Origin of the sequence: Pseudomonas putida, assembly GCA_029953615.1 — a bacterium.
Lineage (GTDB): Bacteria > Pseudomonadota > Gammaproteobacteria > Pseudomonadales > Pseudomonadaceae > Aquipseudomonas.
In genome coordinates, this window is record CP124529.1 from 3,872,345 (window position 1) to 3,894,949 (window position 22,605).

The 22,605-nt window shown below is 63.3% G+C and carries 19 protein-coding genes and 4 pseudogenes; 12 read left to right on the top strand and 11 right to left on the bottom strand.

The genetic code is table 11. The features are described 5' to 3' along the window. The first annotated feature begins 76 nt into the window (after positions 1-76). Positions 77-1,015, top strand: a complete 939-nt coding sequence (locus tag QIY50_17815; protein ID WGV19253.1) for a LysR family transcriptional regulator — start codon at positions 77-79, stop codon at positions 1,013-1,015. 115 nt (positions 1,016-1,130) lie between these two features. Here the strand turns inward: QIY50_17815 and QIY50_17820 are convergent, their stop codons facing one another. Together QIY50_17820 and QIY50_17825 are read right to left on the bottom strand one after the other, a co-directional pair. Beyond that, positions 1,131-1,601 (bottom strand): transcription elongation factor GreAB, encoded by a 471-nt coding sequence (locus tag QIY50_17820; protein WGV19254.1) that lies wholly within the window; start codon positions 1,599-1,601, stop codon positions 1,131-1,133. Positions 1,602-1,603: 2 nt separating this feature from the next. Further along, a complete protein-coding gene (locus QIY50_17825; protein ID WGV19255.1) occupies positions 1,604-2,002 on the bottom strand; it encodes a hypothetical protein in 399 nt (132 codons plus the stop codon). A gap of 130 nt (positions 2,003-2,132) precedes the next feature. Here QIY50_17825 and earP point away from each other — a divergent pair, with 130 nt between their 5' ends. Then, the gene (gene earP / locus QIY50_17830) at positions 2,133-3,260 is read left to right on the top strand and encodes an elongation factor P maturation arginine rhamnosyltransferase EarP (GenBank protein ID WGV19256.1); all 1,128 of its coding nucleotides are present in this window, start codon (positions 2,133-2,135) and stop codon (positions 3,258-3,260) included. A gap of 48 nt (positions 3,261-3,308) precedes the next feature. Further along, positions 3,309-3,878: an elongation factor P gene (efp, locus tag QIY50_17835; GenBank protein ID WGV19257.1), complete on the top strand. Its 570-nt coding sequence runs from the start codon at positions 3,309-3,311 to the stop codon at positions 3,876-3,878. A gap of 224 nt (positions 3,879-4,102) precedes the next feature. On the opposite strand, the gene QIY50_17840 is transcribed toward efp, so the two are convergent. From QIY50_17840 to QIY50_17850, 3 genes are all read right to left on the bottom strand, one after another. Then, positions 4,103-4,531, bottom strand: coding sequence for an organic hydroperoxide resistance protein (locus tag QIY50_17840; protein WGV19258.1), 429 nt, complete (start codon positions 4,529-4,531; stop codon positions 4,103-4,105). A gap of 141 nt (positions 4,532-4,672) precedes the next feature. Continuing rightward, the gene (locus QIY50_17845; protein WGV19259.1) at positions 4,673-5,128 is read right to left on the bottom strand and encodes a MarR family transcriptional regulator; all 456 of its coding nucleotides are present in this window, start codon (positions 5,126-5,128) and stop codon (positions 4,673-4,675) included. Positions 5,129-5,183: 55 nt separating this feature from the next. Then, positions 5,184-6,137 (bottom strand): LysR family transcriptional regulator, encoded by a 954-nt coding sequence (locus tag QIY50_17850; protein ID WGV19260.1) that lies wholly within the window; start codon positions 6,135-6,137, stop codon positions 5,184-5,186. A 113-nt stretch (positions 6,138-6,250) separates the two neighbouring features. Between QIY50_17850 and QIY50_17855 the strand changes: the two are divergent. Beyond that, positions 6,251-7,001, top strand: a pseudogene (locus QIY50_17855) (sulfite exporter TauE/SafE family protein). 29 nt (positions 7,002-7,030) lie between these two features. On the opposite strand, the gene QIY50_17860 reads toward QIY50_17855, so the two are convergent. Then, positions 7,031-7,882, bottom strand: a complete 852-nt coding sequence (locus tag QIY50_17860) for a LysR substrate-binding domain-containing protein (protein WGV19261.1) — start codon at positions 7,880-7,882, stop codon at positions 7,031-7,033. A 96-nt stretch (positions 7,883-7,978) separates the two neighbouring features. On the opposite strand from QIY50_17860, the gene QIY50_17865 reads away from it, so the two are divergent. After that, positions 7,979-8,197: a DUF1127 domain-containing protein gene (locus tag QIY50_17865; GenBank protein WGV19262.1), complete on the top strand. Its 219-nt coding sequence runs from the start codon at positions 7,979-7,981 to the stop codon at positions 8,195-8,197. An 845-nt stretch (positions 8,198-9,042) separates the two neighbouring features. Here the strand turns inward: QIY50_17865 and QIY50_17870 are convergent. Further along, positions 9,043-10,391 (bottom strand): annotated as a pseudogene (locus tag QIY50_17870) (3-deoxy-7-phosphoheptulonate synthase class II). Positions 10,392-10,505: 114 nt separating this feature from the next. Between QIY50_17870 and QIY50_17875 the strand changes: the two are divergent. Continuing rightward, entirely contained in the window at positions 10,506-11,261 is a 756-nt protein-coding gene (locus QIY50_17875; protein ID WGV19263.1) for a spermidine synthase, read from the top strand. 405 nt (positions 11,262-11,666) lie between these two features. Beyond that, positions 11,667-13,380, top strand: a pseudogene (locus QIY50_17880) (DEAD/DEAH box helicase). Between the two features lie 151 nt (positions 13,381-13,531). On the opposite strand, the gene QIY50_17885 reads toward QIY50_17880, so the two are convergent. Next, on the bottom strand, positions 13,532-14,299 hold the full coding sequence (locus QIY50_17885) for a class III extradiol ring-cleavage dioxygenase (protein ID WGV19264.1): 768 nt from the start codon (positions 14,297-14,299) through the stop codon (positions 13,532-13,534). A gap of 101 nt (positions 14,300-14,400) precedes the next feature. Between QIY50_17885 and QIY50_17890 the strand changes: the two genes are divergently transcribed. Next, the gene (locus QIY50_17890) at positions 14,401-15,051 is read left to right on the top strand and encodes a thiopurine S-methyltransferase (protein WGV19265.1); all 651 of its coding nucleotides are present in this window, start codon (positions 14,401-14,403) and stop codon (positions 15,049-15,051) included. A gap of 170 nt (positions 15,052-15,221) precedes the next feature. Here QIY50_17890 and htpX read toward each other — a convergent pair. Further along, positions 15,222-16,110, bottom strand: a pseudogene (gene htpX, locus QIY50_17895) (protease HtpX). Between the two features lie 289 nt (positions 16,111-16,399). Next, entirely contained in the window at positions 16,400-17,611 is a 1,212-nt protein-coding gene (locus QIY50_17900; protein ID WGV19266.1) for a pyridoxal phosphate-dependent aminotransferase, read from the bottom strand. 167 nt (positions 17,612-17,778) lie between these two features. Between QIY50_17900 and msrB the strand changes: the two genes are divergently transcribed. Further along, positions 17,779-18,174: a peptide-methionine (R)-S-oxide reductase MsrB gene (msrB, locus tag QIY50_17905; protein ID WGV19267.1), complete on the top strand. Its 396-nt coding sequence runs from the start codon at positions 17,779-17,781 to the stop codon at positions 18,172-18,174. Between the two features lie 13 nt (positions 18,175-18,187). Next, complete coding sequence (locus QIY50_17910) at positions 18,188-18,676, top strand: glutathione peroxidase (GenBank protein WGV19268.1); 489 nt, start codon at positions 18,188-18,190, stop codon at positions 18,674-18,676. Here QIY50_17910 and QIY50_17915 read toward each other — a convergent pair. Next, positions 18,666-21,023, bottom strand: a complete 2,358-nt coding sequence (locus QIY50_17915; GenBank protein WGV19269.1) for a response regulator — start codon at positions 21,021-21,023, stop codon at positions 18,666-18,668. The genes QIY50_17910 and QIY50_17915 overlap by 11 nt on opposite strands. Before the next feature lie 203 nt (positions 21,024-21,226). Here QIY50_17915 and QIY50_17920 point away from each other — a divergent pair, with 203 nt between their 5' ends. Together QIY50_17920 and QIY50_17925 are read left to right on the top strand one after the other, a co-directional pair. Then, a complete protein-coding gene (locus QIY50_17920) occupies positions 21,227-22,114 on the top strand; it encodes an ATP-binding protein (protein WGV19270.1) in 888 nt (295 codons plus the stop codon). Further along, a complete protein-coding gene (locus QIY50_17925; GenBank protein WGV19271.1) occupies positions 22,115-22,597 on the top strand; it encodes a GAF domain-containing protein in 483 nt (160 codons plus the stop codon). Positions 22,598-22,605 lie beyond the last annotated feature (8 nt).

Below are 22,605 nucleotides of genomic sequence, written 5' to 3' on the forward strand. Positions count from 1 at the left end.
GCGCAGTATCGGCGTTTGATTACCTGCTGATAAGATGGCAATCACTATCAGCAGAGTAAACCTTGGGTTGCCAATCATGGCCGTGGAATCGTTCAACGCGTTGGAGTGCTTCATCCGCAGTGCCGAGGTTGGCAGCTTTGCCGAGGCCGCCAGGCGCCTCAGCATTACCCCGGCTGCCGTAGGCAAGCACGTGGCCCAGCTGGAAGCGCGCCTGGGGGTGCGGTTGTTCCAGCGTAGTACCCGCAAGCTGACCCTGACCGAGGCGGGGCAGCGATTTCTGGGCGAAGTCAGTGACAGCTTCCGCACCATCCAGTATGCCGTGGCTAACCTGGCCAGCAGCGAAGGCCAGCCGGCCGGGTTGTTGCGGGTGAGCATGGGCACGGTGTTCGGGCGCTTGTATGTGTTGCCATTGCTGTGTGAGTTTCTGCGTCGCTACCCGGCCATCACCCCGGACTGGCATTTCGACAATCGCCAGGTCGACCTGATCGGCCAGGGCTTCGATGCGGCGATTGGTGGTGGCTTCGATCTGCCGCCTGGGGTGGTGGCGCGCAAGCTGACCCCGGCGCACCGGGTGCTGGTGGCGGCGCCGGCGTACTTGGGGCGACACGCGCCGATTGACGACCCGCAGGTACTACAACGGCATGACGGTATCCTGATCCGCTCGCCGCAGACCGGGCGAGTGCGCTCATGGCCGTTGACCAGCCGCTGGCAGGTACAGCAACCCTTGCAGTTGCGCCAGACGATGACCATGAGCGATTCGGATGCAGCTTGCGCGGTGGCCGAGCAGGGGTTGGGGATTGCCCTGGTGAGCCTGCCGTTTGCCGTGCCGTACCTGGAAGGTGGACGCCTGCGGCGGGTGCTACCGGACTGGTATGTGGACGATGGGCATATCAGCCTGTATTTCGCCGAGCACAAGCTGCTACCGGGCAAGACCCGGGCGTTTATCGACTTTGTGGTGGAGCAGTTCGCCGAACAGGGGTTGGCGCGGCGGTTCGATGCCTTGCAAACCCTTTAGCTGTGTATTGCCTGTACCGGCCTCTTCGCGGGCACGCCCGCTCCCACAGGTACACCACAGATCTCAAGTGCTGTGATATCCCTGTGGGAGCGGGCGTGCCCGCGAAGAGGCCCGGTCAGACAACGTCGACAATGAACAATGCCTGCGGCCCCAGGCTCAGCTCGTCATCAACCCTCTTGCCGATCAACTGCTGCCCCAGCGGCGAGCGCGGGGTAATCACCGTCACCAGCCCGTCCCCCTCGCCAATCTTCAACCCCGCCGCCTCGGGCCCGAGGAACAGCCGGCGCTGCCCGCCATCCTCGTCCTCCAGCGTCACCAGGTTGCTCACCTGCACCCCGCGCGCCGGATCATAATCACGCAACAGCAGTTGCTGGTAGGTCAGCAGCGCCTTGCGGATCTCGGCGCTGCGGCGGGCCTGGCCGGTGGCCAGGTACGAGGCTTCCAGGCCCAGGGTGTCGTACTTGTTCTCGGCGATGTTCTCTTCGGCTGTGGCGGCTTCATACGCGGTTTGCGCTGCGCGGGTCAGCACATCCAGGTCATGCTCGAGGGTGGCGACGATCTGCGCCAGCAGGCGGGGCTTGTCCATGGTCAGTAACAGAACTCCAGCACGTTGGCCTGGCTTTTATCGGTGGGCGCGGTGCGGTTCTGCTGCAGCCAGAACTGGCACTTGGGGCTGTTGAGGTTGCGCGGGTTGCCTTGCGCGGCCTCGGCCGCCTGTTGCAGTTCCTGCTTGTGCAGGATGTCCTTGTAGCGCTCGAACATTTCCGCCTGGGCATCCGCTGCAGGGGCTGGCGCCGGCGGCGTGGCAGGCCGGTAAGCACTGGGGACCACGGCCTGGGCCAGTGGCTGTACCTGCTGCGGCCACAGTTGCAGGGCCAGCCACAGGCTGGCGGCGATCGCCACGGCGCCCAGCCACAGGCCAAAGGCAACGCACAGGATCAACGGCAACGGCTTGAGGGTGATCTTCAGTTCTCGGTGGCGCGGCATGGCAGCCTCCTGGCAGGGTGGTCGGGAGGCATTGTCGCATGCGCCCGGGTATTTTTCCGCGCAGGTGCTTTTGTCAGCGACAATTTATGCGCAGAATGCGCGGTTTTTCCGCCGGGCGAGGGCAGGGCACATGAAAGCCACCTGGGACATCTTCTGCAGTGTCGTCGACAACTACGGCGATATAGGCGTGACCTGGCGCCTGGCCCGGCAGCTGGTGGCCGAGCACGGCCTGGCTGTACGCCTGTGGGTGGATGACCTCAATGCGTTCACGCCCATGTGCCCGGGTGCCGATGCCAGTGCCCCGCAGCAGTGGCAGCACGGTGTGGAGGTGCGCCAGTGGCCGGTAACCTGGTTACCGGTGGCGCCGGCCGATGTGGTAATCGGTGCCTTCGCCTGCCAGTTGCCAGTAGCTTATGTAGAGGCGATGCGTGCTCGCGCCACGCCGCCGCTGTGGCTGAACCTCGAATACCTCAGTGCCGAGGACTGGGTGGAGGGCTGCCATGGCTTGCCTTCGCCGCAGCCCAATGGCTTGCGCAAGGTGTTTTTCTTTCCCGGCTTTACCGAAAAAACCGGTGGCCTGCTGCGCGAGCGCTCGCTGCTGGCTCGGCGTGATGCGTTCCAGCAGGGCAAACGGCAGGCATTTTTGCAGGGGCTTGGCGTAAACCCTGAAGCGGGAACGTTGCTGGTCTCCCTGTTCGCCTACGAAAACCCGCAACTGGGCAACTGGCTTGATGCCTTGGCCTCAGGCGAGCAACCCTGTCACCTGCTGGTACCGCAAGGCCGCGTTGTCGCGGGGCTCAGCCAGTGGCTTGGCGAGGCGGCTCTGCCCGTGGGCTGCGTGCGCAAGCGAGGAGTGCTGACCGTACAGGTACTGCCTTTCGTCAGCCAGGACGACTACGACCGGTTGCTGTGGAGCTGCGATTTCAACGCCGTGCGCGGCGAGGACTCGTTCGTGCGCGCGCAGTGGGCCGGTCAGCCGATGCTGTGGCATATCTACGTGCAGGACGAGAATGCCCATTGGGAAAAGCTTGAAGCGTTTTTGGCGCATTATCGTCACGGATTGTCAGACGATGCCGATGCCGCCCTGCTTGGCCTGTGGCGTGCCTGGAACATGGACCGTGACATGGGCCAGGCCTGGCAGGCGGCCCGCCGGCACTGGCCGGAGCTGCAGCAGCATGCCCGGCTTTGGGCCGCGCGACAGGCCGCTCAGCCGGACCTTGCCACAGCGCTAGTACACTTTTACCGAAATTCGCTATGATACGCGGCCTCGATTTTTATAAATCCATCCAGATTCGGATACTTCGTAATGAAAACTGGTAAAGAGCTGAAACCCGGTACCGTCCTGCGGATCGACAACGACCCGTGGCTGGTTCAAAAAGCTGAGTTCACCAAGTCGGGTCGTAACAGCGCGATCATGAAGACCAAGCTGAAGAACCTGCTGACCGGCTACAAGACCGAAACCGTCTACGGTGCAGACGACAAGCTGGACGACGTGATCCTGGATCGCAAAGAAGCGACCCTGTCGTTCATCAACGGTGACGAATACACCTTCATGGACACCACCGACTACACCATGTACGAACTGAACGCCGAGGACATCGAAGCCGTTCTGCCGTATATCGAAGAAGGCATGGAAGACGTCTGCGAAGCCGTATTCTTCGAGGGCCGTCTGGTATCGGTTGAACTGCCGACCACCATCAGCCGCCAGGTTGTCTACACCGAGAACGCTGCACGCGGCGACACCTCGGGCAAGGTCATGAAGCCTGCCAAGCTGAAGAACGGTACCGAGATCTCGGTTGCCGACTTCATCCAGATCGACGAGTGGATCGATATCGACACTCGCGACAACAGCTTCAAAGGCCGCTCCAAGAAGTAATCCTTCTTGTGAAACGCAAAAAACCCGGCCTTGGCCGGGTTTTTTTTGTGCTTGCAAACTTCCAGGCTGCGGCACGCTTCCCTTGTAGGAGCGGCCTTGTGTCGCGATGGGGCGCGAAGCGGCCCCGGCAATCTCACAGGAATACTTGCTTTTGCAAGCCAATCCTGGGGCCGCTTTGCGGCCCATCGCGACACAAGGCCGCTCCTACAGGGACCGCGTGAGCTTTACACAGTAACGTGAAGGCGCACATCCACATTGCCGCGGGTGGCGTTGGAGTACGGGCACACCTTGTGTGCCTTTTCCACCAGCCCTTCGGCATCGGCCTGGGCCAGGCCCGGCAGGTTGATGTGCAGGTCGATGTCCAGGCCGAAACCACCCGGGATCTGGCCGATGCCCACCTTCGCGGTGATCGAGGCGTCCGCCGGCAGGGCTTTTTTCTCTTGCCCGGCCACAAATTTCAGGGCACCGATGAAGCATGCCGAGTAACCAGCGGCGAACATCTGCTCGGGGTTGGTGCCGTCACCGCCTGCGCCGCCCAGTTCCTTGGGGGTGCTCAGGCTGACCGCCAGTTTGCCGTCACTGGAGCGGGATTTGCCGTCGCGCCCACCGGTGGAGGTAGCTTCTGCGATATACAGCGGAGTGACCTTTTGCATCTTGAGCCTCGCTAATGTGCTGTGCGCTCCCTGTCTGGAGGAGGGCACGGGTTGGTGTGGGATTTAAATTAGCGCGCAATTAGTTAGTGCGCAAGATAAATCTTCACCGTTCATCCGAACGGCCATTGCACAGCTTAGCTGTCAGAGGTTGTTCTGCAGGTTCTCGCGCAGCGCCAGCAGGTCGGCCTGCAACTGTTGCAGCTGTTCCAGGCTGCGGCCACTGGCCTTGAGAATGCACTGCGGCACTTCCCTGGCCTGCTGCTGCAAGGTGCGGCCCTTGTCGGTCAGTTGCACCAGCACTACCCGTTCGTCCTCGCGGCTACGGTTGCGCTGCAGCAGGCCCTCGCTTTCCAGGCGCTTGAGCAGCGGCGTCAGCGAGCCAGGGTCGGTGAGCAGGTGCTGGCTGATCTCGCCTACGGTCAGGCCGTCATGCTCCCACAGCACGAGCATGGCCAGATACTGCGGGTAGGTCAGGCCCAAGGCCTGCAGCAGCGGTTTGTAAACCTTGGTCATCAGCAACGAGGTGGAGTGCAGGGCGAAACAGACCTGGTTGTCCAGCAGCAGCTCGTCACAGGAGGCTTGGGTGTCGGCGTTCATGCAGGTCCTTGAAGATAATCAGTGGAAAGTCTGGCGCGCTTATCATTAGCGCGCGTTACTCGTGCATTTCACTGCGCAAGGCCAGGTCCCAGGGTGGAATCGGGCTGAAGCGGCTCTTGAGGAATTCGAGCAGCAAACGGCTGCGAGAGTTCGTTTCATGTTCCAGGCGTAGCGCGTAAATACCGCTGGTTTCGGCTTTGGGCAAGCCTCCATCGCAAAACAACGGTATCAGTTCGCCGCGCAGCAGGTATTCGCTGATCAGCCAGGTGGGCAGGTGGGCGATGCCCAAGCCAGCGAGGGCGCCGAACAGCAGGGTTTCGGCGTTGTTGGCGGCCATACGCATGCGCGATGGGCGATAGAGACGGGTTTGCCCGGCCACGTTGAAGCGCCAGGCGAATGGCGGCGCCAGGCCATCCCAGTCCAGGCCATCGTGCCCGGGCAGTTCGCTGGGGCAGGTGGGCATGCCGCGGCTGGCCAGATAAGCCGGGCTGGCACAGGCGACGCGCACCATGTAAGCCAGTGGCGTGGCGACCAGCCGGGTGTCGGCCAGGGGGCCGGCACGCAGCACCAGGTCGACCTCGCCCAAGTGGCTACCATGCAGGTCGACGAAGCTGTCGATCAGGCGCAGTTGCACATCCAGGCCTGGGTAAGCCACCAGGAAATCGGCGATGGCCGGGGCCAGGTGGCGGCGGCCGAACGCGGCGGGGGCGTCGATGCGGATCAGGCCTTCGGGGGCATTGCTCAGTGACACCGCCTCGGCGCGAGCCAGGCGCAGTTCCTCGATGATGCGCCTGGCCCGTTCGGCAAAGGCATTGCCTGCAGGTGTGGCGCGCACGGCGTGGGTGCTGCGGGTGAACAGGCGGCTGCCCACGGCATTTTCCAGGTTGTCGATGCGCCGGGCCACGGCGGACGGGGTCAGCGGGTGGCGGCGTGCGGCGGCAGAAAAGCTGCCGGTTTCCAGCACATCGAGGAACAGGCTTAGCTGGTCGGTCAGGGTATCGGGGCTCATGGCTGCCTTGCTTTTGCGAAAAACGCACAGCCATTGTGCGCTGCTGTGCGTTTCCCCGCCAGCCTGCAATCGTTAGCATGCTCGCATTATGTGCATAAACGGATGAAGCCCTGATGATCGAGTGGTTGTTGTATATCGTGCTGGGCGCGGCCCTGGGGACCATGGGTGGCCTGTTCGGTATTGGCGGTGGCCTGATCGCGATTCCGGCGCTGGGTGTGCTGTTCGGCCTGGACCAGCAACTGGCGCAAGGCACGGCGCTGGTGATGGTGGTTCCCAACGTGCTGCTGGCGCTGTGGCGTTACCACCAGCGCAACCGCATCGAGTTGCGCCATGCGCTGCCGTTGTCGCTGTGTAGCTTCGTGTTCGCCTGGCTGGGATCGATCTGGGCGGTGGGGCTGGATGCGCATTCCATGCGCCTGGGCTTTGTCGGCTTCCTGGTAGCTCTTGCAGTGTGGAACGTGGCGCGGATGTTCATGAAGGTTACACCGCCCAGCGCCGAGTTGCGCTATGCCTGGCCGGTGGCTGGGTGTGCTGGGCAGCTTTGCCGGGACCATGGGCGGCTTGTTCGGGGTGGGAGGGGCCGTGGTGGCCACGCCGATCCTGACCAGCGTGTTCGGTACCACCCAGGTGGTGGCGCAGGGGCTGTCGCTGGCGCTGGCGGCGCCGAGTACCTTGGTGACCTTGGTTACCTACGGAGTGCACCACAGTGTTGACTGGGGGGTGGGGATTCCGTTGGCGCTGGGGGGCTTGCTCAGCATCAGCTGGGGCGTGAAGTTGGCCCATGCGTTGCCGGAGAAGGTGTTGCGGACGATGTTCTGCGTGTTTTTGGTGGTGTGTGCGGTGATGCTCGGGTTTGAGCTTTGAGATTTTTGGGGCCGCAAAGCGGCCCCAGGTTACTTGAACCCGTCGACAATGTAGTCGGCCATGCAATCGGTAATCGGTGAAGGGTTCTGGGTACTGCGCACCAGCATCACATTGGCCACGGGCAACTGTGGCAACCCTTCGCTCTCGCCCAGAATACGAATGTTCCCGCCAATCAGGCTCTGCAACTGCGCGGTCACCGCCAACCCTGCGGTGACAATGGCAAAGATCGCCGCCAGGCTCGGGCTGGTATAGGCGATGCGGTAGTCGATGCCCTGGGCCTCCAGGGCATTGCAGGTCCAGGCCCGGCAAAAACAGTCGGTGTTGAACAAGGCCACCGGCATGGGGCGTTGCTCCTGCGGGCAAAAGCCTTCGGCAGCGGCCCATACCAGGCGTTCCTGGCGCAGCAGCTGGCCAATCTCGTTGCCCGGTTCACGGGTGACGATGGTCAGGTCCAGGTCCTGGCGCAGCATCAGTTGCTTGGACGAGTCGCAATGCACTTCAACCTGCACCAGCGGGTAGGCCTGGGCAAAGCTCGACAGGATGGTCGGCAGGAAGCGCATGGCATAGTCATCCGGCGTGCCGATGCGTACGACCCCGACCATGTGTGGCATGCGCAGGGTATTGAACACTTCCCCATGCAGCTTGAGGATGCGCCGGGCATAGCCCAGCAACACCTGGCCCTCGGCGGTCAACCGCACCTGGCGGCCGTCGCGCTCGAACAGCTGGCGCTGCAGGATGTCCTCCTCCAGGCGTTTCATCTGCATGCTTACTGCCGACTGGGTGCGGTTTACCACCTCGCCGGCGCGGGTGAAGCCGCCTTGTTCGGCGATGGCGACGAAGGTGCGCAGTACGTCCGCGTCGAGGCTCTGGTACTGGGACATTGCATCAATCTCCGAGATGCATGGCATCAGAAACATTCGTTGGATTGATCTTATGCCTGGCGGGAGACTGGAGCCATCAACACGGAGGGCTTCACGATGAAAGGTCATGTCAGCAGCATCCAGCAAACTGCCTTTTCCCTGAACCACCTGTGGCATGCAGCTCTGCAGCGTCCGGCGCGCTGGCTGCAGCTGTACCGCCAACGCCAGCAACTGGCCAGCCTCAGTGATGCAACCTTGCACGATCTGGGGTTGAGCCGGGCGGACATCCAGCAAGAGGCCGAGCGGCATTTCTGGGATGACCCGCTGCGTAAGTGACGCCAAGCGTGGCAGCCGCTCTTGCTCTTGCTCTTGCTCTTGCTCTTGCTCTTGCTCTTGCTCTTGCTCTTGCTCTTGCTCTTGCTCTTGCTCTTGCTCTTGCTCTTGCTCTTGCTCTTGCTCTTGCTTTTGCTTCTAAGCGCGCGGTAGTCCAGGCGATGCCGATTGCGACTTCAGGAGGCCGAGCGAAGGGCTTGCGGAGGGAGGTGACGGGCATGGATGCCCGTCAAGCGCTGAGGCCCCATGGATGGGGCCTGCAGCGCGTACTCCCGGGAGCAAGCCCGTAGCGAGGGGACCCCGTAGCGAAGCGGAGGGGCCGGATGATGGGAGCGGACGGTTTTTGGTTCCTTTTTGCCACGACAAAAAGGGACCCGCCGTAAGGGCGGAAAGGTGAGTTCGCGCCACCATCGCGAATGAATGTCTGCTCGATGTGAATGCCCACATCCAAAAGCAAAAAGCAAAAAGCAAAAAGCAAAAAGCTTAAGTAGCGGTTTTGATAGGGCGAACAGTCCGTTTGCGATGGCGACGCTGGCTCACCCTTCCGCCCTTACGGCGGGTCCCTTTTTGTCGTGGCAAAAAGGAACCAAAAACCGTCGGCTCCCATCATCCGGCCCCTACGCTGCGCTCCGGGGTCCCCTCGCTACGGGCCTGCTCCCGGGAGTACGCGCTGCAGGCCCCATCCATGGGGCCTCAGCGCTTGACGGGCATCCATGCCCGTCACCTCCCTCCGCAGGCCCTTCGCTCGGCCTCCTGAAGTCGCAATCGGCAGCGCCTGAACTATCGCGCGCTTAGAAGCAAGATCAAAAGCGAAAAGCGAAAAGCGAAAAGCGAAAAGCGAAAAGCGCTCAGCGCCGCACCTGCTTGAGGGTTTCGGCGATCAGGAAGGCCAGCTCCAGCGACTGGTCGGCGTTCATGCGCGGGTCGCAGTGGGTGTGATAGCGGTCGGACAGTGCATCCACTCGGTGATCGGCCGGGCGCCGCCGATGCATTCGGTCACGTTCTGCCCGGTCATCTCGATGTGAATGCCGCCGGCATGGCTGCCCTCGGCCTGGTGCACCTGGAAGAACTGCTTCACCTCATCCAGGATCTGCGCAAAATCGCGGGTCTTGTAGCCGCTGCTGGCCTTGATGGTGTTGCCGTGCATCGGGTCAGAGCTCCACAGCACCTTGCGCCCTTCGCGCTCGACGCTGCGGATCAGCCCCGGCAGGTGGTCGCCGACCTTGCCGGCACCCATGCGCACGATCAGGTTCAGGCGCCCGGGGTCGTTGGCCGGGTTCAGCGTGTCGATCAGGCGGATCAGCTCTTCAGGGTTCATGCTCGGGCCAACCTTGACCCCGATCGGGTTGTGCACGCCACGCAGGAACTCCACATGGGCACCGTCCAGCTGGCGGGTACGGTCGCCGATCCACAGCATGTGCGCCGAGCAGTCGTAGTAATCGCCGGTCAGGCTGTCCTGGCGCACGAAGGCTTCTTCATAGTTCAGCAGCAGCGCTTCGTGGGCAGTGAAGAAACTGGTTTCGCGCAGCTGCGGCGCGCTGTCCAGGCCGCAGGCGCGCATGAATGCCAGGGTTTCGTCGATGCGGTTGGCCAGTTGGTGGTACTTGTCGGCCAACGCCGAGTTGGCGATGAAGTCCAGGTTCCACTTGTGCACCTGGTGCAGGTCGGCAAACCCTCCCTGGGCAAAGGCCCGCAACAGGTTGAGGCTGGCGGTGGCCTGGTGGTAGGCCTGCAGCAGGCGCTCCGGGTCGGGAATGCGGCTTTTCGCGTCGAAGCCGATGCCGTTGACGATGTCGCCACGGTAGGCGGGCAGGGTGATGTCGCCGATGGTTTCATCGCCCGATGAGCGCGGCTTGGCGAACTGCCCGGCCATGCGCCCGACCTTGACCACCGGGCAGCCGGCGGCGAAGGTCATGACAATGGCCATTTGCAGCAGCACCTTGAAGGTGTCGCGGATTTTCGCCGCCGAAAATTCGGCGAAGCTCTCGGCGCAGTCACCACCCTGCAGCAGGAAGGCGCGGCCTTCGGTGACCTCGGCGAACTGTCGGCGCAGCTCGCGTGCCTCGCCCGCGAACACCAGCGGCGGGTAGCTGGCCAGCGTCTGCTCGACCTTCAGCAGGTGCGCGGCGTCGGGGTAGGTCGGTTGCTGCTGGATCGGCAGGGCGCGCCAGCTGTCGGGGCTCCACGGTTGGTTCATCTCGGGCTCGGTCTTGTCGGTTGTAGGCTATGGGCCATGGTAACAGTTGGCGCTGCGCTTGTTGCAGCGAGGGTGTTGGCGGACAATGCGCGTTTTTGCGCGGGTGGGGTGAGCATGGCGGCGGAACGGGAAGAGCGGCTACTGGCACGGGTGGAAGATGCCTTTGGCGTCATCAGCGTGTATGAAGTCGACGACTACCGCTTTCTGGAATTCGGCGATGCGATCGAGCAGAGCTGCGTGTTCACCGCCGACCCCAGCTGGCTGGAGTACGACTATACCCGCGCCATGCTGGTGGGGGCGCTGTGCCACGAGCAGCCGGAGAGCGCGCTGTTTCTCGGCCTGGGGGCCGGCACGCTGACCCAGGCCTGCATGAAGTTCCTGCCGCTGGACGACATCGAGGCCATCGAGCTGCGCCCGGATGTGCCGCGCCTGGCCATGGAATACCTGGGCTTGGACGACGACCCGCGGCTGTATGTGCGCATCGGCGATGCCCTGGAGCTGTTGCCCACGGCCGAGAAGGCCGACCTGCTGTTCGTCGACCTGTACACCGACCATGGGCCGGGAGTGGGCCACCTGGCCTGGAATTTCCTGGAGAACTGCCAGCAACAGCTGAACCCGGGTGGTTGGCTGGTGATCAACCAGTGGGCCACCGACGATGGCAAGCCGCTGGGCGCGGCGTTGCTGCGCGGCTTGTATCACCGGCATTACTGGGAGCTGCCGGTGAAGGAGGGCAATGTGATCTTGCTGGTGCCGGCGGACCTGGAGCAGACGCTGGACCTGGATGGGCTGAGGGCCCGGGCCGAGGCGCTGGCGCCGCGCCTGGGGTATAGCCTTGATGGGCTGATCCGCGAGATTCGCCCGGCTACCTGATGAATCTGTGGCGAGGCTGCTGGCCCTATCGCCGGCAAGCCAGCTCCCACACCGACCGCGTTGGCCTCAAGCCATGCGCATTCCCTGTGGGAGCTGGCTTGCCGGCGATGAGGCCGGTGCAGGCAGTAAAGGATTATCGATTCAGCCCCTAGCCATTGATGGCCCGATAATGGCCCGGCACCCTGAAAATATTCCTCACGTACCCGCACGATTTCGGGTATAGTACGCGCCGGTCTTTTAGCGGACCGCAAAATCAGGTGGTGCAAACCCTCCGAGTCCAGCTTCGGCTGCACGTCCGCTAGGCGGACTTTCCCACGTTTTTTTTTCAATCGTTTTCGCAAATCCCCGCCGCCAAAGCTGCCTGGGTGACCTGTCGGTCTTTCATGGCTTGTGCAGCTTTGGAGCATGGGTCTTTGCGGATGCACCTAGAGGCAGACCCATGACCCAGGAAACCGGCGGCTTCGCCGCTCTCGATCTCAATGCGAATATTGTTGCTGCCGTTCTGGCGACCGGCTACGAAGAGCCGTCCGCCATTCAGCAACAATCGATCCCGATCATCCTCGCCGGTCACGACATGATCGGCCAGGCGCAGACTGGCACCGGCAAGACCGCTGCCTTCGCCCTGCCGATCCTCAACAAGATCGATGTGAGCAAGCGCGAACCGCAAGCCCTGATCCTGGCGCCAACCCGTGAGTTGGCGCTGCAAGTTGCTACCGCTTTCGAAACCTACGCCAAGCAGATGCCGGGCGTGAATGTGGTCGCCGTCTACGGTGGTGCCCCGATGGGCCCACAGCTGCGCGCGATCCGCAACGGCGCGCAAATCGTCGTGGCCACCCCGGGCCGCCTGTGCGACCACCTGCGTCGTGACGAAAAAGTCCTGTCGACCGTGCAGTACCTGGTACTGGACGAAGCCGACGAGATGCTCAAGCTGGGCTTCATGGACGACCTCGAAGTGATCTTCGATGCCATCCCGGCCAGCCGTCAGACCGTGCTGTTCTCCGCCACCCTGCCGTCGTCGATCCGCTCGATCGCCGAACGCCACCTGCGCGAGCCCAAGCACGTCAAGATCCAGAGCAAGACCCAGACCGTTACCGCGATCGAGCAGGCCCACCTGATGGTCCACGCCGACCAGAAGATCCCGGCTGTGCTGCGTCTGCTGGAAGTGGAAGAGTTCGACGCGCTGATCGCCTTCGTGCGTACCAAGCAAGCCACCCTGGACCTGGCCGCCGCGCTGGAAGCCAAGGGTTATAAGGCTGCCGCGCTGAACGGCGACATCGCCCAGAACCAGCGTGAGCGCGTGATCGACTCGCTCAAGGATGGCCGCCTGGACATCGTCGTTGCTACCGACGTTGCTGCCCGTGGCCTGGACGTACCGCGCATCACTCACGTGTTCAACGTTGACATGCCGTACGACCCGGAGTCCTACGTACACCGTATCGGTCGTACCGGCCGTGCCGGTCGCGATGGCCGTGCGTTGCTGCTGGTTACCCCGCGTGAGCGCCGCATGCTGCAGGTGATCGAGCGCGTTACCGGGCAGAAAGTTGCCGAAGCCCGCCTGCCGAATGCCCAGGCCGTGCTGGACGCCCGCATCAAGAAGCTGACCAACAGCCTGGCGCCGCTGGTAGCCGAAGCAGAAGCCACCCATGGCGAGCTGTTCGACCGCCTCACCAACGACCTGGGTTGCAGCGCCCGTGCCTTGGCCTCGGCCTTGCTGCGCAAGGCCACCAATGGCCAGGCGCTGGACCTGGCCGCGGTAGAGCGTGAGCAGCCGCTGGTACCAAGCTTTGCCCCGCGTGGTGAGCGTACCGAGCGTGGTGAGCGTGGCGAGCGTCCGGACCGTGGTGACCGCGAGCGCCGTGCGCCGATGCCGCTGGCCGAAGGCCGCGTGCGTTGCCGTACTGCCCTGGGTGCCCGTGACGGTATCGCTGCCAAGAACCTGTTGGGCGCGATCCTCAACGAAGGTGGCCTGGCCCGTGACGCCATCGGCCGCATCCAGGTGCGCGACAGCTTCAGCCTGGTCGAACTGCCGGAAGATGGCCTTGAGAAGCTGCTGTCCAAGCTCAAGGACACCCGCGTGGCTGGCAAGCAGCTGAAGCTGCGTCGCTACCGCGAGGATTGATCCTGGCGCAATGAAAAAATCCCCGGCCTTGGTCGGGGATTTTTTTGCCTGTCAGGGCCTCTTCGCGGGCTTGCCCGCTCCCACAGGTACATCGCAGCTCTCAAGGCCTGTGGAGGACCTGTGGGAGCGGGCAAGCCCGCGAAGAGGCCTTTCAGCCGAACCGATAAATGTCCATCCCCAGTGCCCCCAAAGTGAACCCTTGGTGCACAACCCCAAACTTGCCCCCAGCCCCAAGGGCAAAGAACAGCGGCAGGAAATGCTCATCACTGGGATGGTTGCGCACCGCAAACGGCGCCTGCTGCCGATAACCCAGCAAGGCTTGCTGGTCATCCACCCGAAGCTTTTCCACCACCCAATCCCTGAACGTCAGTGCCCAAGGCTCGATCACATCCGGCCCGGCATGCCAGTCCAGTTCACCCAGGTTGTGGGTAATGCTGCCCGAACCAATCAGCAGCACACCCTCGGCACGCAACCCCGCCAGCGCCTGGCCCACCTTGACCTGCAGCGCCGGCCCCATGTGGCTGGGCAGTGAAACCTGCAACACCGGAATTTTCGCATCCGGATACATCAGCGACAGCGGTACCCAGGCGCCGTGGTCGAGTGGCCGCTGCGGGTCCAGCCGTGCTGACAGCCCGGCAGCCTGCAACAGTTCGCTGACCTGGCTGGCAAGGGTCGGGTCACCCGGCGCCGGGTACTGCACCGCATACAAAGCAGGTGGGAAGCCATAAAAGTCATGCCAGGTCTCCGGCTGCACGCTGGCGGTGACCAGCAGTTCGCGGCTTTCCCAGTGCGCCGACACCACCACGATCGCTTTCGGCCGGGGCAGGGCGTTGGCCAGCCCGGCCAGCGCTGGCCCGCTGGCGCCGGGTTGCAGGGCAAGCATGGGGGAACCATGGGAAATGAACAGGCTGGGCAGCATGGCGGGGTCCTGACGGTTAAGATGCACTCATCTTCGATCAACTACAGATCGAAATCCAAACCAGTTTTTACCGACAAACCATCTAAAAATCGGGAGTGATCATGGAGCCAGCGTTCTGGCAGCAGCGGTGGGCCGACAACCAGATCGGCTTTCACCAGGCGCAGGTGAACCCTTATCTGCAGAAGTATTGGCCAGCCCTCGGTCTGGTGCCGGGCAGCCGCGTGCTAGTGCCGTTGTGCGGCAAGAGCCTGGACCTGGCCTGGCTGGCAGGGCAGGGGTATCGGGTGTCGGGTGTAGAGCTGTCGCGGCGGGCGGTGGAGGACTTCTTTCGCGAGCATGGGTTGCAGCCCGAGGTGCAGCAGCGCGGGGCTTTCGAGGTCTGGCGCAGTGGTGACGTGGAATTGTGGTGCGGCGATTTCTTTGCCTTGCAGGCAGGGGATATTGGCGACTGCGCGGGGTTTTATGACCGGGCGGCGGTGATTGCCTTGCCGCCGCATATGCGTGGGGCGTACATGCAGTTGTTGTCGGGTTTGCTGCCGACGGGGTGCCAGGGGGTGGTGGTGACCCTGGATTACGACCAATCCTTGCTGGGCGGGCCGCCGTTTTCGGTAGGGGATGAAGAGCTGCGGCAGGGGTTTGCCGGGTGGCAGGTGGATGAGCTTGAAGTTATGGAGGTGATTGAGGAAAGCCCGAAGTTTTCGCAGGCCGGGGTATCGAGTTTGTTGGAGCGGGTTTACCGAGTCAGCCGCTGACGGATAGGTAGCCTGCACTGGCCCTTTCGCGGGCTTGCCCGCTCCCACAGGTCCTCCAAAGGCCTTGAAAGCTGTGGGGTACCGGTGGGAGCGGGCGAGCCCGCGAAGAGGCCGGTGCAGCCAGTACAAAAAAGGACGACCGAAGTCGCCCTTTGTTTTTACCGGTTGGATCAACCGCGACGGCGCAGGGCCTCGATACGGTCTTCCAGCGGCGGGTGGCTCATCAGCAGCCCGGCCAGGCCGTGCTTCAGGCCGCCATTGATGCCGAACGCCTTCATGGTGTCGGGCATGTGCACCGGCAGGCCTTGCTCCACGCGCAGGCGTTGCAGGGCGCCGATCATCGCTGCGGTACCGGCCAGTTGCGCACCGGCCTCGTCGGCGCGGTATTCGCGGCGACGCGAGAACCACATCACGATCATGCTGGCCAGAATGCCCAGGATCAGCTCGGCAACGATGGTTGCCACGTAGTAGGCAATGCCTTGGCCTTCTTCGTTCTTGAAGATTACCTTGTCGACGAAGTTGCCGATGATACGGGCGAAGAACATCACGAAGGTGTTCACCACGCCTTGCACCAGCGCCAGGGTGACCATGTCGCCGTTGGCCGACGTGGCCGATCTCGTGGGCCAGCACCGCGCGCACTTCATCGGGCGAGAAGCGCTCCAGCAGGCCCTGGGACACGGCTACCAGCGCGTCGTTGCGGTTCCAGCCGGTGGCGAAGGCGTTGGCCTCGTATGCCGGGAAGATACCCACTTCGGGCATTTTGATGCCCGCTTCACGGGACAGCTCTTCGACCGTTTGCAGCAGCCACTGCTCGTGGCGGGTGCGCGGCTGGCTGATGATCTGGGTACCGGTGGTCATCTTCGCCATCCACTTGGAGATGAACAGCGAGACGAGGGAGCCGGCAAAGCCGAACACGGCGCAGAACACCAGCAGGCTGCTGAGGTTCAGGTCGACCCCGTTGGCGGCCATGAACCCGTTGAAACCGAACAGGCTCAGGGTAATGCTTGCAACCAGCACCACCGCGAGGTTGGTGGCTACAAACAACAGAATGCGCATCATGGTTGTTACGTTCTCCTGACGGATGAGTTGTCGCTTACTGCGGGGTATATAAGGTGCCGGCCGTGCCGATTCAATCGGGCGACTATTTCAAACTGTGTACGGCGGAGTATGGCAGAGGATGGCGTGGGGGCTGTGGGATAGAGCGTTGCAGGATGTAAGAAAGATGCCGTGGGGATATTGGGGCTGCTTTGCAGCCCATCGCCGGCAAGCCAGCTCCCACAGGATCACCACAGGCCTGAAGATTGTGGGATCGCTGTGGGAGCTGGCTTGCCGGCGATGAGGCCGGTACTTACTGCGAATAACCCTTCAGGAAATTCCCGATCCGGCCAATCGCCGCTTCCAGGTCATCCACCCGCGGCAAGGTCACCACGCGGAAGTGGTCCGGCCATGGCCAGTTGAATGCCGTACCCTGAACGATCAGCAGCTTCTCCGACAGCAGCAGGTCGAGGGCGAACTTCTCGTCGTTGAGGATCGGGCATACCTTCGGGTCGATCCGCGGAAACGCATAAAGCGCACCCATCGGCTTCACGCAGCTCACGCCCGGGATATCGTTGAGCAGCTCGTAGGTGCGGTTGCGCTGTTCCAGCAGGCGGCCCGGTGGCAGTACCAGGTCGTTGATGCTCTGGTAACCGCCCAGCGCGGTCTGGATGGCATGCTGGGCCGGCACGTTGGCGCACAGGCGCATGTTGGCCAGCATGTCGATGCCTTCGATGTAGCTTTGCGCGTGGTGCTTGGGCCCGGAGATGATCAGCCAGCCGGAACGGAAGCCCGCCACCCGGTACGACTTGGACAGGCCGTTGAAGGTGAGGCACAGCAGGTCGGGCGCCAGCGAGGCGGTGCTGATGTGCACGGCTTCGTCGTACAGGATCTTGTCGTAGATCTCGTCGGAGAACACCACCAGGTTGTGCTGGCGGGCCAACTCCAGCATGCCCAGCAGCAGCTCCCTGGAGTACACCGCACCGGTCGGGTTGTTCGGGTTGATGATCACCAGCGCCTTGGTGTTCGGGGTGATCTTGGCCTTGATGTCCTCAAGGTCGGGGAACCAGTCGGCCTGCTCGTCGCACAGGTAGTGCACCGGCTTGCCGCCGGCCAGGCTCACGGCGGCGGTCCACAACGGGTAGTCGGGGGCCGGGATCAGCACTTCGTCGCCGTTGTTGAGCAGGGCCTGCATCGACATGACGATCAGCTCGGACACACCATTGCCGAGGTAGATGTCTTCGATAGTGACGCCTTCGATGCCCTTCTGCTGGCAGTACTGCATTACCGCCTTGCGCGCGCTGAACAGGCCCTTGGAGTCGCTGTAGCCCTGCGCGGTAGGCAGGTTGCGGATCACATCCTGGAGGATTTCGTCAGGCGCCTCGAAGCCAAACGGCGCCGGGTTGCCGATGTTCAGCTTGAGGATGCGGTGGCCTTCCTCTTCCAGGCGCTTGGCGTGCTTGAGCACTGGGCCGCGAATGTCGTAGCAGACATTGGCGAGCTTGTTCGATTTGCTGAACTGCATGATGGGATCCCGATTGAGAAAACGCGCTACGCCCCGCCGAAAGGTTTGAAAGGGCAGGAAGCGGGTGCCAGACTGAACGCCTGGCACACGAAGCCAACTAATATACGTGCCACCTGCGCCCCGGAAAAGACGGTGCGCAGTGAAATTCAGCCTGCCGAGGTTTCTGCATGAAAAAGATCGAAAAAACCCTGGACGAATGGCGCTCGATGCTCGACCCCGAGCAGTACCAGGTCTGCCGCCTGAAGGGTACCGAGCGGCCGTTCAGCGGCAAGTACAACAGCGAGCGCCGCGACGGCATCTACCACTGCATCTGCTGCGGGCTGCCACTGTTCGATGCGCAGACCAAGTTCGATTCCGGTTGCGGCTGGCCGAGCTTCTACGCGCCGATCGAGGAAAGCGCGATGATCGAAATCCGCGACACCTCCCACGGCATGATCCGCACCGAAGTCACCTGTGCCCGTTGCGATGCGCACCTGGGCCACGTGTTCCCCGATGGCCCGCCACCGACCGGCCTGCGCTACTGCATCAACTCGGTGTGCATCGACCTGCGCCCGCGCGACTGACCGGAGCCCGACCATGGCTGGATCGCTACTGGACATCCCCTGCGTGACCTTGGGTGGCGAGCACAAGAAGCTCGGCGACTTCCCCGGTAAGGCGTTGCTGGTGGTCAATACCGCCAGCCAGTGCGGCTTTACCCCGCAATACAAGGGCCTGGAGCAACTGTGGCAGGCCTACCGCAGACGCGGTCTGGTGGTGCTGGGCTTCCCCTGCAACCAGTTCGGCAAGCAGGAGCCGGGCGATGCACGGGAAATTGCCCAGTTCTGCGAGCGCAATTTCGGCGTGAGCTTCCCGCTGTTCCGCAAGGTCGAGGTCAACGGCCCCGGCAGCCACCCGTTGTTCGTCGAACTCAAGCAGCGCGCGCCAGGCATTCTGGGCAGCCAGAAGATCAAGTGGAATTTCACCAAGTTCCTGGTCGACCCGGCCACCGGCCAGGTAACGCGCTATGCCCCCACCACCAAGCCGCAGGCCCTGGAAGCGGACATCGAGCGCCTGCTCAGCCGTTGACGGGCACCCAGTGGTCGACCAGCGCCAGCAGCTCTTCGCGGCGGAACGGCTTGGCCAGGTAGTCGTTCATGCCCGCTGCCCGGCAGCGCTCGCGCTCCTCGGGCATGGCGTTGGCGGTGAGGGCGACGATCGGCAGGTCGGGCCAGCGGCCGCTCTGGCGGATACGCCGGCTGGCCTCGTAGCCGTCCATCACCGGCATGTTGCAGTCCATCAGCACCAGGTCGAACTCGTCCTGTTCCAGTAGCTCCAGGGCCTCGGCGCCCTGGGTGGCCAGCTGCACCTGGCAGCCGAGCTTGGCCAGCATGCCCTTTGCCACCAGCTGGTTCACCGGGTTGTCCTCCACCAGCAGGATGCGCGCGCGGCCTTGTTCCCGGGTAATGGCCGGGGTGGCCAGCGGGTGCTCGGGCTCATGGCCCTGCAAGGTACGGCGCAAGGTCTGGTACAGGGCGTTGCGCGCCAGCGGCCGGGCCAGTTGGTGCAGGGGGGCGAGGGCAACCGACTGTTCGCTGGGCAGGAAGTTGCCGTAGGCGGTTACCAGCAGGATCGGTGTCTTCAGTGCGCAGCGCAGTTCGAACAACTGGTCCAGACGGTCGGTGATCAGCAGGTCGATGGCCGAGGCGTCCAGCCCCGCGCTGCTGTCATGATGCTGGTAGGCAAGGCCCCAGCCAGGCAGCTGGTCCTGCAACAGCTCGTCAAGCCCGCTGCCGGCCGTGCACAGTGCGGCCACGCGCCCGTGCAAGGGGGCCGGCGGGATGGCTTCGGTGTGCACGGCCAGTGGCAGCTCGGCGCTGAAGCGGCTGCCGAAGCCCGGCTCGGATTTGATATGCAGGCGGCCCTGCATGGCCTTGCACAGGTTGTGCGTCAGCGTCAGGCCCAGGCCGGTGCCGCCGTACTGGCGGGTGATGCCGGCGCCGGCCTGGGTGAACGGCTGGAAGATCCGTGCCTGGGCTTCCTCGGGGATGCCGATGCCGGTATCGCGCACCTCCAGACGTACACCGCCCACCATGGTCGTCAGGCGCACATCCACGCGGCCGAAGCGGGTGAACTTGAGGGCATTGGACAGCAGGTTGCTGACGATCTGCCGTACCCGCGTGGGGTCGCCGAGCACGCTGCTGGGGAAGTCGCGGGCGATCAGGCAGGTCAGCTCCACGCTTTGCGCGGTGTTTTGCGACAGCAGGTTGGCGGTGTCCTCGACCATCGAGCCCATGTCGAACGGAATGCGTTCCAGCTCCAGTTGGCCAGCATCGAACTTGGACAGGTCGAGGATATCGTTGAGCAACTCCACCAGCACCTTGCCGGAGTCATGGGCGATCGCCAGTTGCTGGCGTTGCTCGCTGGGCAGTGGGCTGTCCAGTGCCAGGGCGATCATGCCGAGCATGCCGTTGAGCGGGGTGCGGATTTCGTGGCTCATGTTGGCGAGGAAGGCGGCGCGCGCCTGGGCCATGTCCAGCGCCCGGCGGCGGGCTTCCTCCAGCTCCTGGTTGGACAGGCTCAGGCTGTTGTTGCTGGCCTTGAGTTCATTGGTGCGTGCCGAGACGATGTCTTCCAGCTCGTTGAGATACTGGGTCAGGCGGTTTTCCGCAGTGCGCCGTTGTTCGATCTCGGTGGCCATGCTGACGAACTGCTGGTTGGCGACCTTCACCAGCACGCCGATCTCGTCATGTTCGTGGCCGTGCGGGCAGGCCAGGCGGGTTTGCCGGGGCTTGCGCGGGTCGCTGCCGCTGAGCGCGCCGATCACCGTCACCAGCGGCTTGGTCAGCATCATGTAGAACAGCGCCAGGAGGATGCCGGTCAGCACCAGGCTGCGGGCAAAGCCGTTGAGCAGGGTGACGCCGGCACGGTCGAGAAAGCGGCTGCCGAAGGCGTAGGTGTCCACTTCAAGGTACAGGGTGCCGAGGTATTCCTCGGGCATGTGGGTCAGGTACAGGCGTTCCTTGAACTGGCGCTGATCGCCAAACAGGAAATCGCTGAGTGGCCGGTAGCGGTCCTGCAGGCGCGGCCGCTCGACGTCGGCCAGCACCGTTTGGTTGTTGTCGATCAGCCGCGCACGAATCACCGCTGGCGATTCCAGCAGGCCGCGAGTCAGCTCCAGGGCCAGTTCCGAGTCGATGTTGTAGGCGATGCGCGAGGCCGGGTTGTGGCTGATTTGCAGCAAGGCGCGCACTTCGCGGTTGATGGACGCGTCTTCGCTGGCATAATCGATGCCGATCTGGATGAGACTGAGCAATGTTCCCAGGATGAAGCCGACCAGGACTGTCAACCGGGCTTGCTTGTATGACAGGCGATTGGTGAACTTGATATCCATGTGTCCCGAGCCGGTTTCCCGTTCCTTGCGCTGCGCAAGCATAGCCGAATAGCCCCGGCTGCTGGTGGGTCTGTCTGTTCATTTCAGTTGATTGCCAAGCGGGGGCCGCTTGGCGCCCCTTCGCGGGCTTGCCCGCTCCCACAGGATACAGCGTAGCCCCAGGCTGAACGCGACCCTGTGGGAGCGGGCAAGCCCGCGAAGGGGCGCGCAGCGGCCCCAAAAAACTGAAATTTGTAGGAGTCGTCATGGACGCTCGCTTGATTGCTTTCCTGGACCGCGCCGAATCGGTACTGGCACGCCTCGAACCCCTGTTGCCCGCGCAACGCCCGGACATCGACTGGGCAACCACCCTGGCCGCGCGCTGGCAGCGCGATGGCCGCAGCGGCTACCTGCTGCCGCTGGACGTCAGCCTGGACATCCGCCTGAGCGACCTGATCGGCGTCGACCAGCAGCGTGACCAGTTGGGCCGCAACACCCACCAGTTCATCAACGGCATGCCGGCCAACCACGCCCTGCTGTGGGGCTCGCGCGGCACCGGCAAATCGTCGCTGGTCCGTGCCCTGCTGGCCGAGCACGCAGGCAAAGGCCTGCGCCTGATCGAAATCGAACGCGACCACCTGGCCGACCTGCCACGCGTGGTCGAGCAGCTGCAGAAGCTGCCGCAGCGCTTCATCCTGTTTTGCGATGACCTGTCGTTCGAAGCCGGGGAGGGCGACTACCGGGTGCTCAAGAGCGTGCTCGACGGCTCGCTGGAGCAGGCACCGGACAATGTGCTGCTGTACGCCACCTCCAACCGCCGACACCTGGTGCCAGAGAAGGAGAGCGACAACGAAAACTGGAAGCGGGTGGACGGCGAGCTGCACCCCAGCGAAGCGGTGGAGGACAAGATTGCCCTGTCCGACCGTTTTGGCCTGTGGCTGTCGTTCTACCCCTTCACCCAGGAGCATTTCCTGAACGTGGTCGAGCACTGGATCGGCCAGCTCGCGCAAACTGCGGGCCTTGCCTGGCAGCGCAGCGAAGCACTCGACATCCTCGCCGTGCGCTGGGCCACCGGCCGCGGTAACCGTAATGGCCGTTGTGCCTATCAGTTCGCCCGCTACTGGGTCGGGCTGCAATTGCTGGAGCAAAAGTAAATGATCGACCTCAATGCCAGTGGCGCCGGCCTCGATGGCTACAACCTGCTGGCTGCGCAAGTGCAGGCACTATTTGCCGACGAGCGTGACTTCATCGCCAATGCCGCGCAGTTTTCGGCGTTTCTCTATAACCAGGTGGACGACCTGAACTGGGCGGGGTTCTACCTCAACCGCAACGAAGAGCTGGTGCTGGGCCCGTTCCAGGGCCAGGTGGCGTGTGTGCGCATTCCGTTCAGCAAGGGCGTGTGCGGGGCGGCGGCAGCCACCCGGCAGACCCAGCGGGTAGAGGATGTGCATGTGTTCCCGGGGCACATTGCCTGTGACAGCGCGTCCAACAGCGAGCTGGTGATCCCGTTGGTGAAAGAGGGCAGGTTGATTGGTGTGCTGGACCTGGATAGCCCGAAGCTTGGCCGGTTCAGCGAGGCCGATCAGGTGGGGCTGGAGCGGTTGGCGGCGATTTTTCTGGAGCTGACTGACTGCTGAGTGCTGTG

Coding starts and splice junctions, on each gene's coding strand:
- QIY50_17815 (WGV19253.1), top strand. CDS start 77: ATGGCCGTGGAATCGTTCAACGCGTTGGAGTGCTTCATCCGCAGTGCC.
- QIY50_17820 (WGV19254.1), bottom strand. CDS start 1,601: ATGGACAAGCCCCGCCTGCTGGCGCAGATCGTCGCCACCCTCGAGCAT.
- QIY50_17825 (WGV19255.1), bottom strand. CDS start 2,002: ATGCCGCGCCACCGAGAACTGAAGATCACCCTCAAGCCGTTGCCGTTG.
- earP (WGV19256.1), top strand. CDS start 2,133: ATGAAAGCCACCTGGGACATCTTCTGCAGTGTCGTCGACAACTACGGC.
- efp (WGV19257.1), top strand. CDS start 3,309: ATGAAAACTGGTAAAGAGCTGAAACCCGGTACCGTCCTGCGGATCGAC.
- QIY50_17840 (WGV19258.1), bottom strand. CDS start 4,531: ATGCAAAAGGTCACTCCGCTGTATATCGCAGAAGCTACCTCCACCGGT.
- QIY50_17845 (WGV19259.1), bottom strand. CDS start 5,128: ATGAACGCCGACACCCAAGCCTCCTGTGACGAGCTGCTGCTGGACAAC.
- QIY50_17850 (WGV19260.1), bottom strand. CDS start 6,137: ATGAGCCCCGATACCCTGACCGACCAGCTAAGCCTGTTCCTCGATGTG.
- QIY50_17860 (WGV19261.1), bottom strand. CDS start 7,882: ATGTCCCAGTACCAGAGCCTCGACGCGGACGTACTGCGCACCTTCGTC.
- QIY50_17865 (WGV19262.1), top strand. CDS start 7,979: ATGAAAGGTCATGTCAGCAGCATCCAGCAAACTGCCTTTTCCCTGAAC.
- QIY50_17875 (WGV19263.1), top strand. CDS start 10,506: ATGGCGGCGGAACGGGAAGAGCGGCTACTGGCACGGGTGGAAGATGCC.
- QIY50_17885 (WGV19264.1), bottom strand. CDS start 14,299: ATGCTGCCCAGCCTGTTCATTTCCCATGGTTCCCCCATGCTTGCCCTG.
- QIY50_17890 (WGV19265.1), top strand. CDS start 14,401: ATGGAGCCAGCGTTCTGGCAGCAGCGGTGGGCCGACAACCAGATCGGC.
- QIY50_17900 (WGV19266.1), bottom strand. CDS start 17,611: ATGCAGTTCAGCAAATCGAACAAGCTCGCCAATGTCTGCTACGACATT.
- msrB (WGV19267.1), top strand. CDS start 17,779: ATGAAAAAGATCGAAAAAACCCTGGACGAATGGCGCTCGATGCTCGAC.
- QIY50_17910 (WGV19268.1), top strand. CDS start 18,188: ATGGCTGGATCGCTACTGGACATCCCCTGCGTGACCTTGGGTGGCGAG.
- QIY50_17915 (WGV19269.1), bottom strand. CDS start 21,023: ATGCTTGCGCAGCGCAAGGAACGGGAAACCGGCTCGGGACACATGGAT.
- QIY50_17920 (WGV19270.1), top strand. CDS start 21,227: ATGGACGCTCGCTTGATTGCTTTCCTGGACCGCGCCGAATCGGTACTG.
- QIY50_17925 (WGV19271.1), top strand. CDS start 22,115: ATGATCGACCTCAATGCCAGTGGCGCCGGCCTCGATGGCTACAACCTG.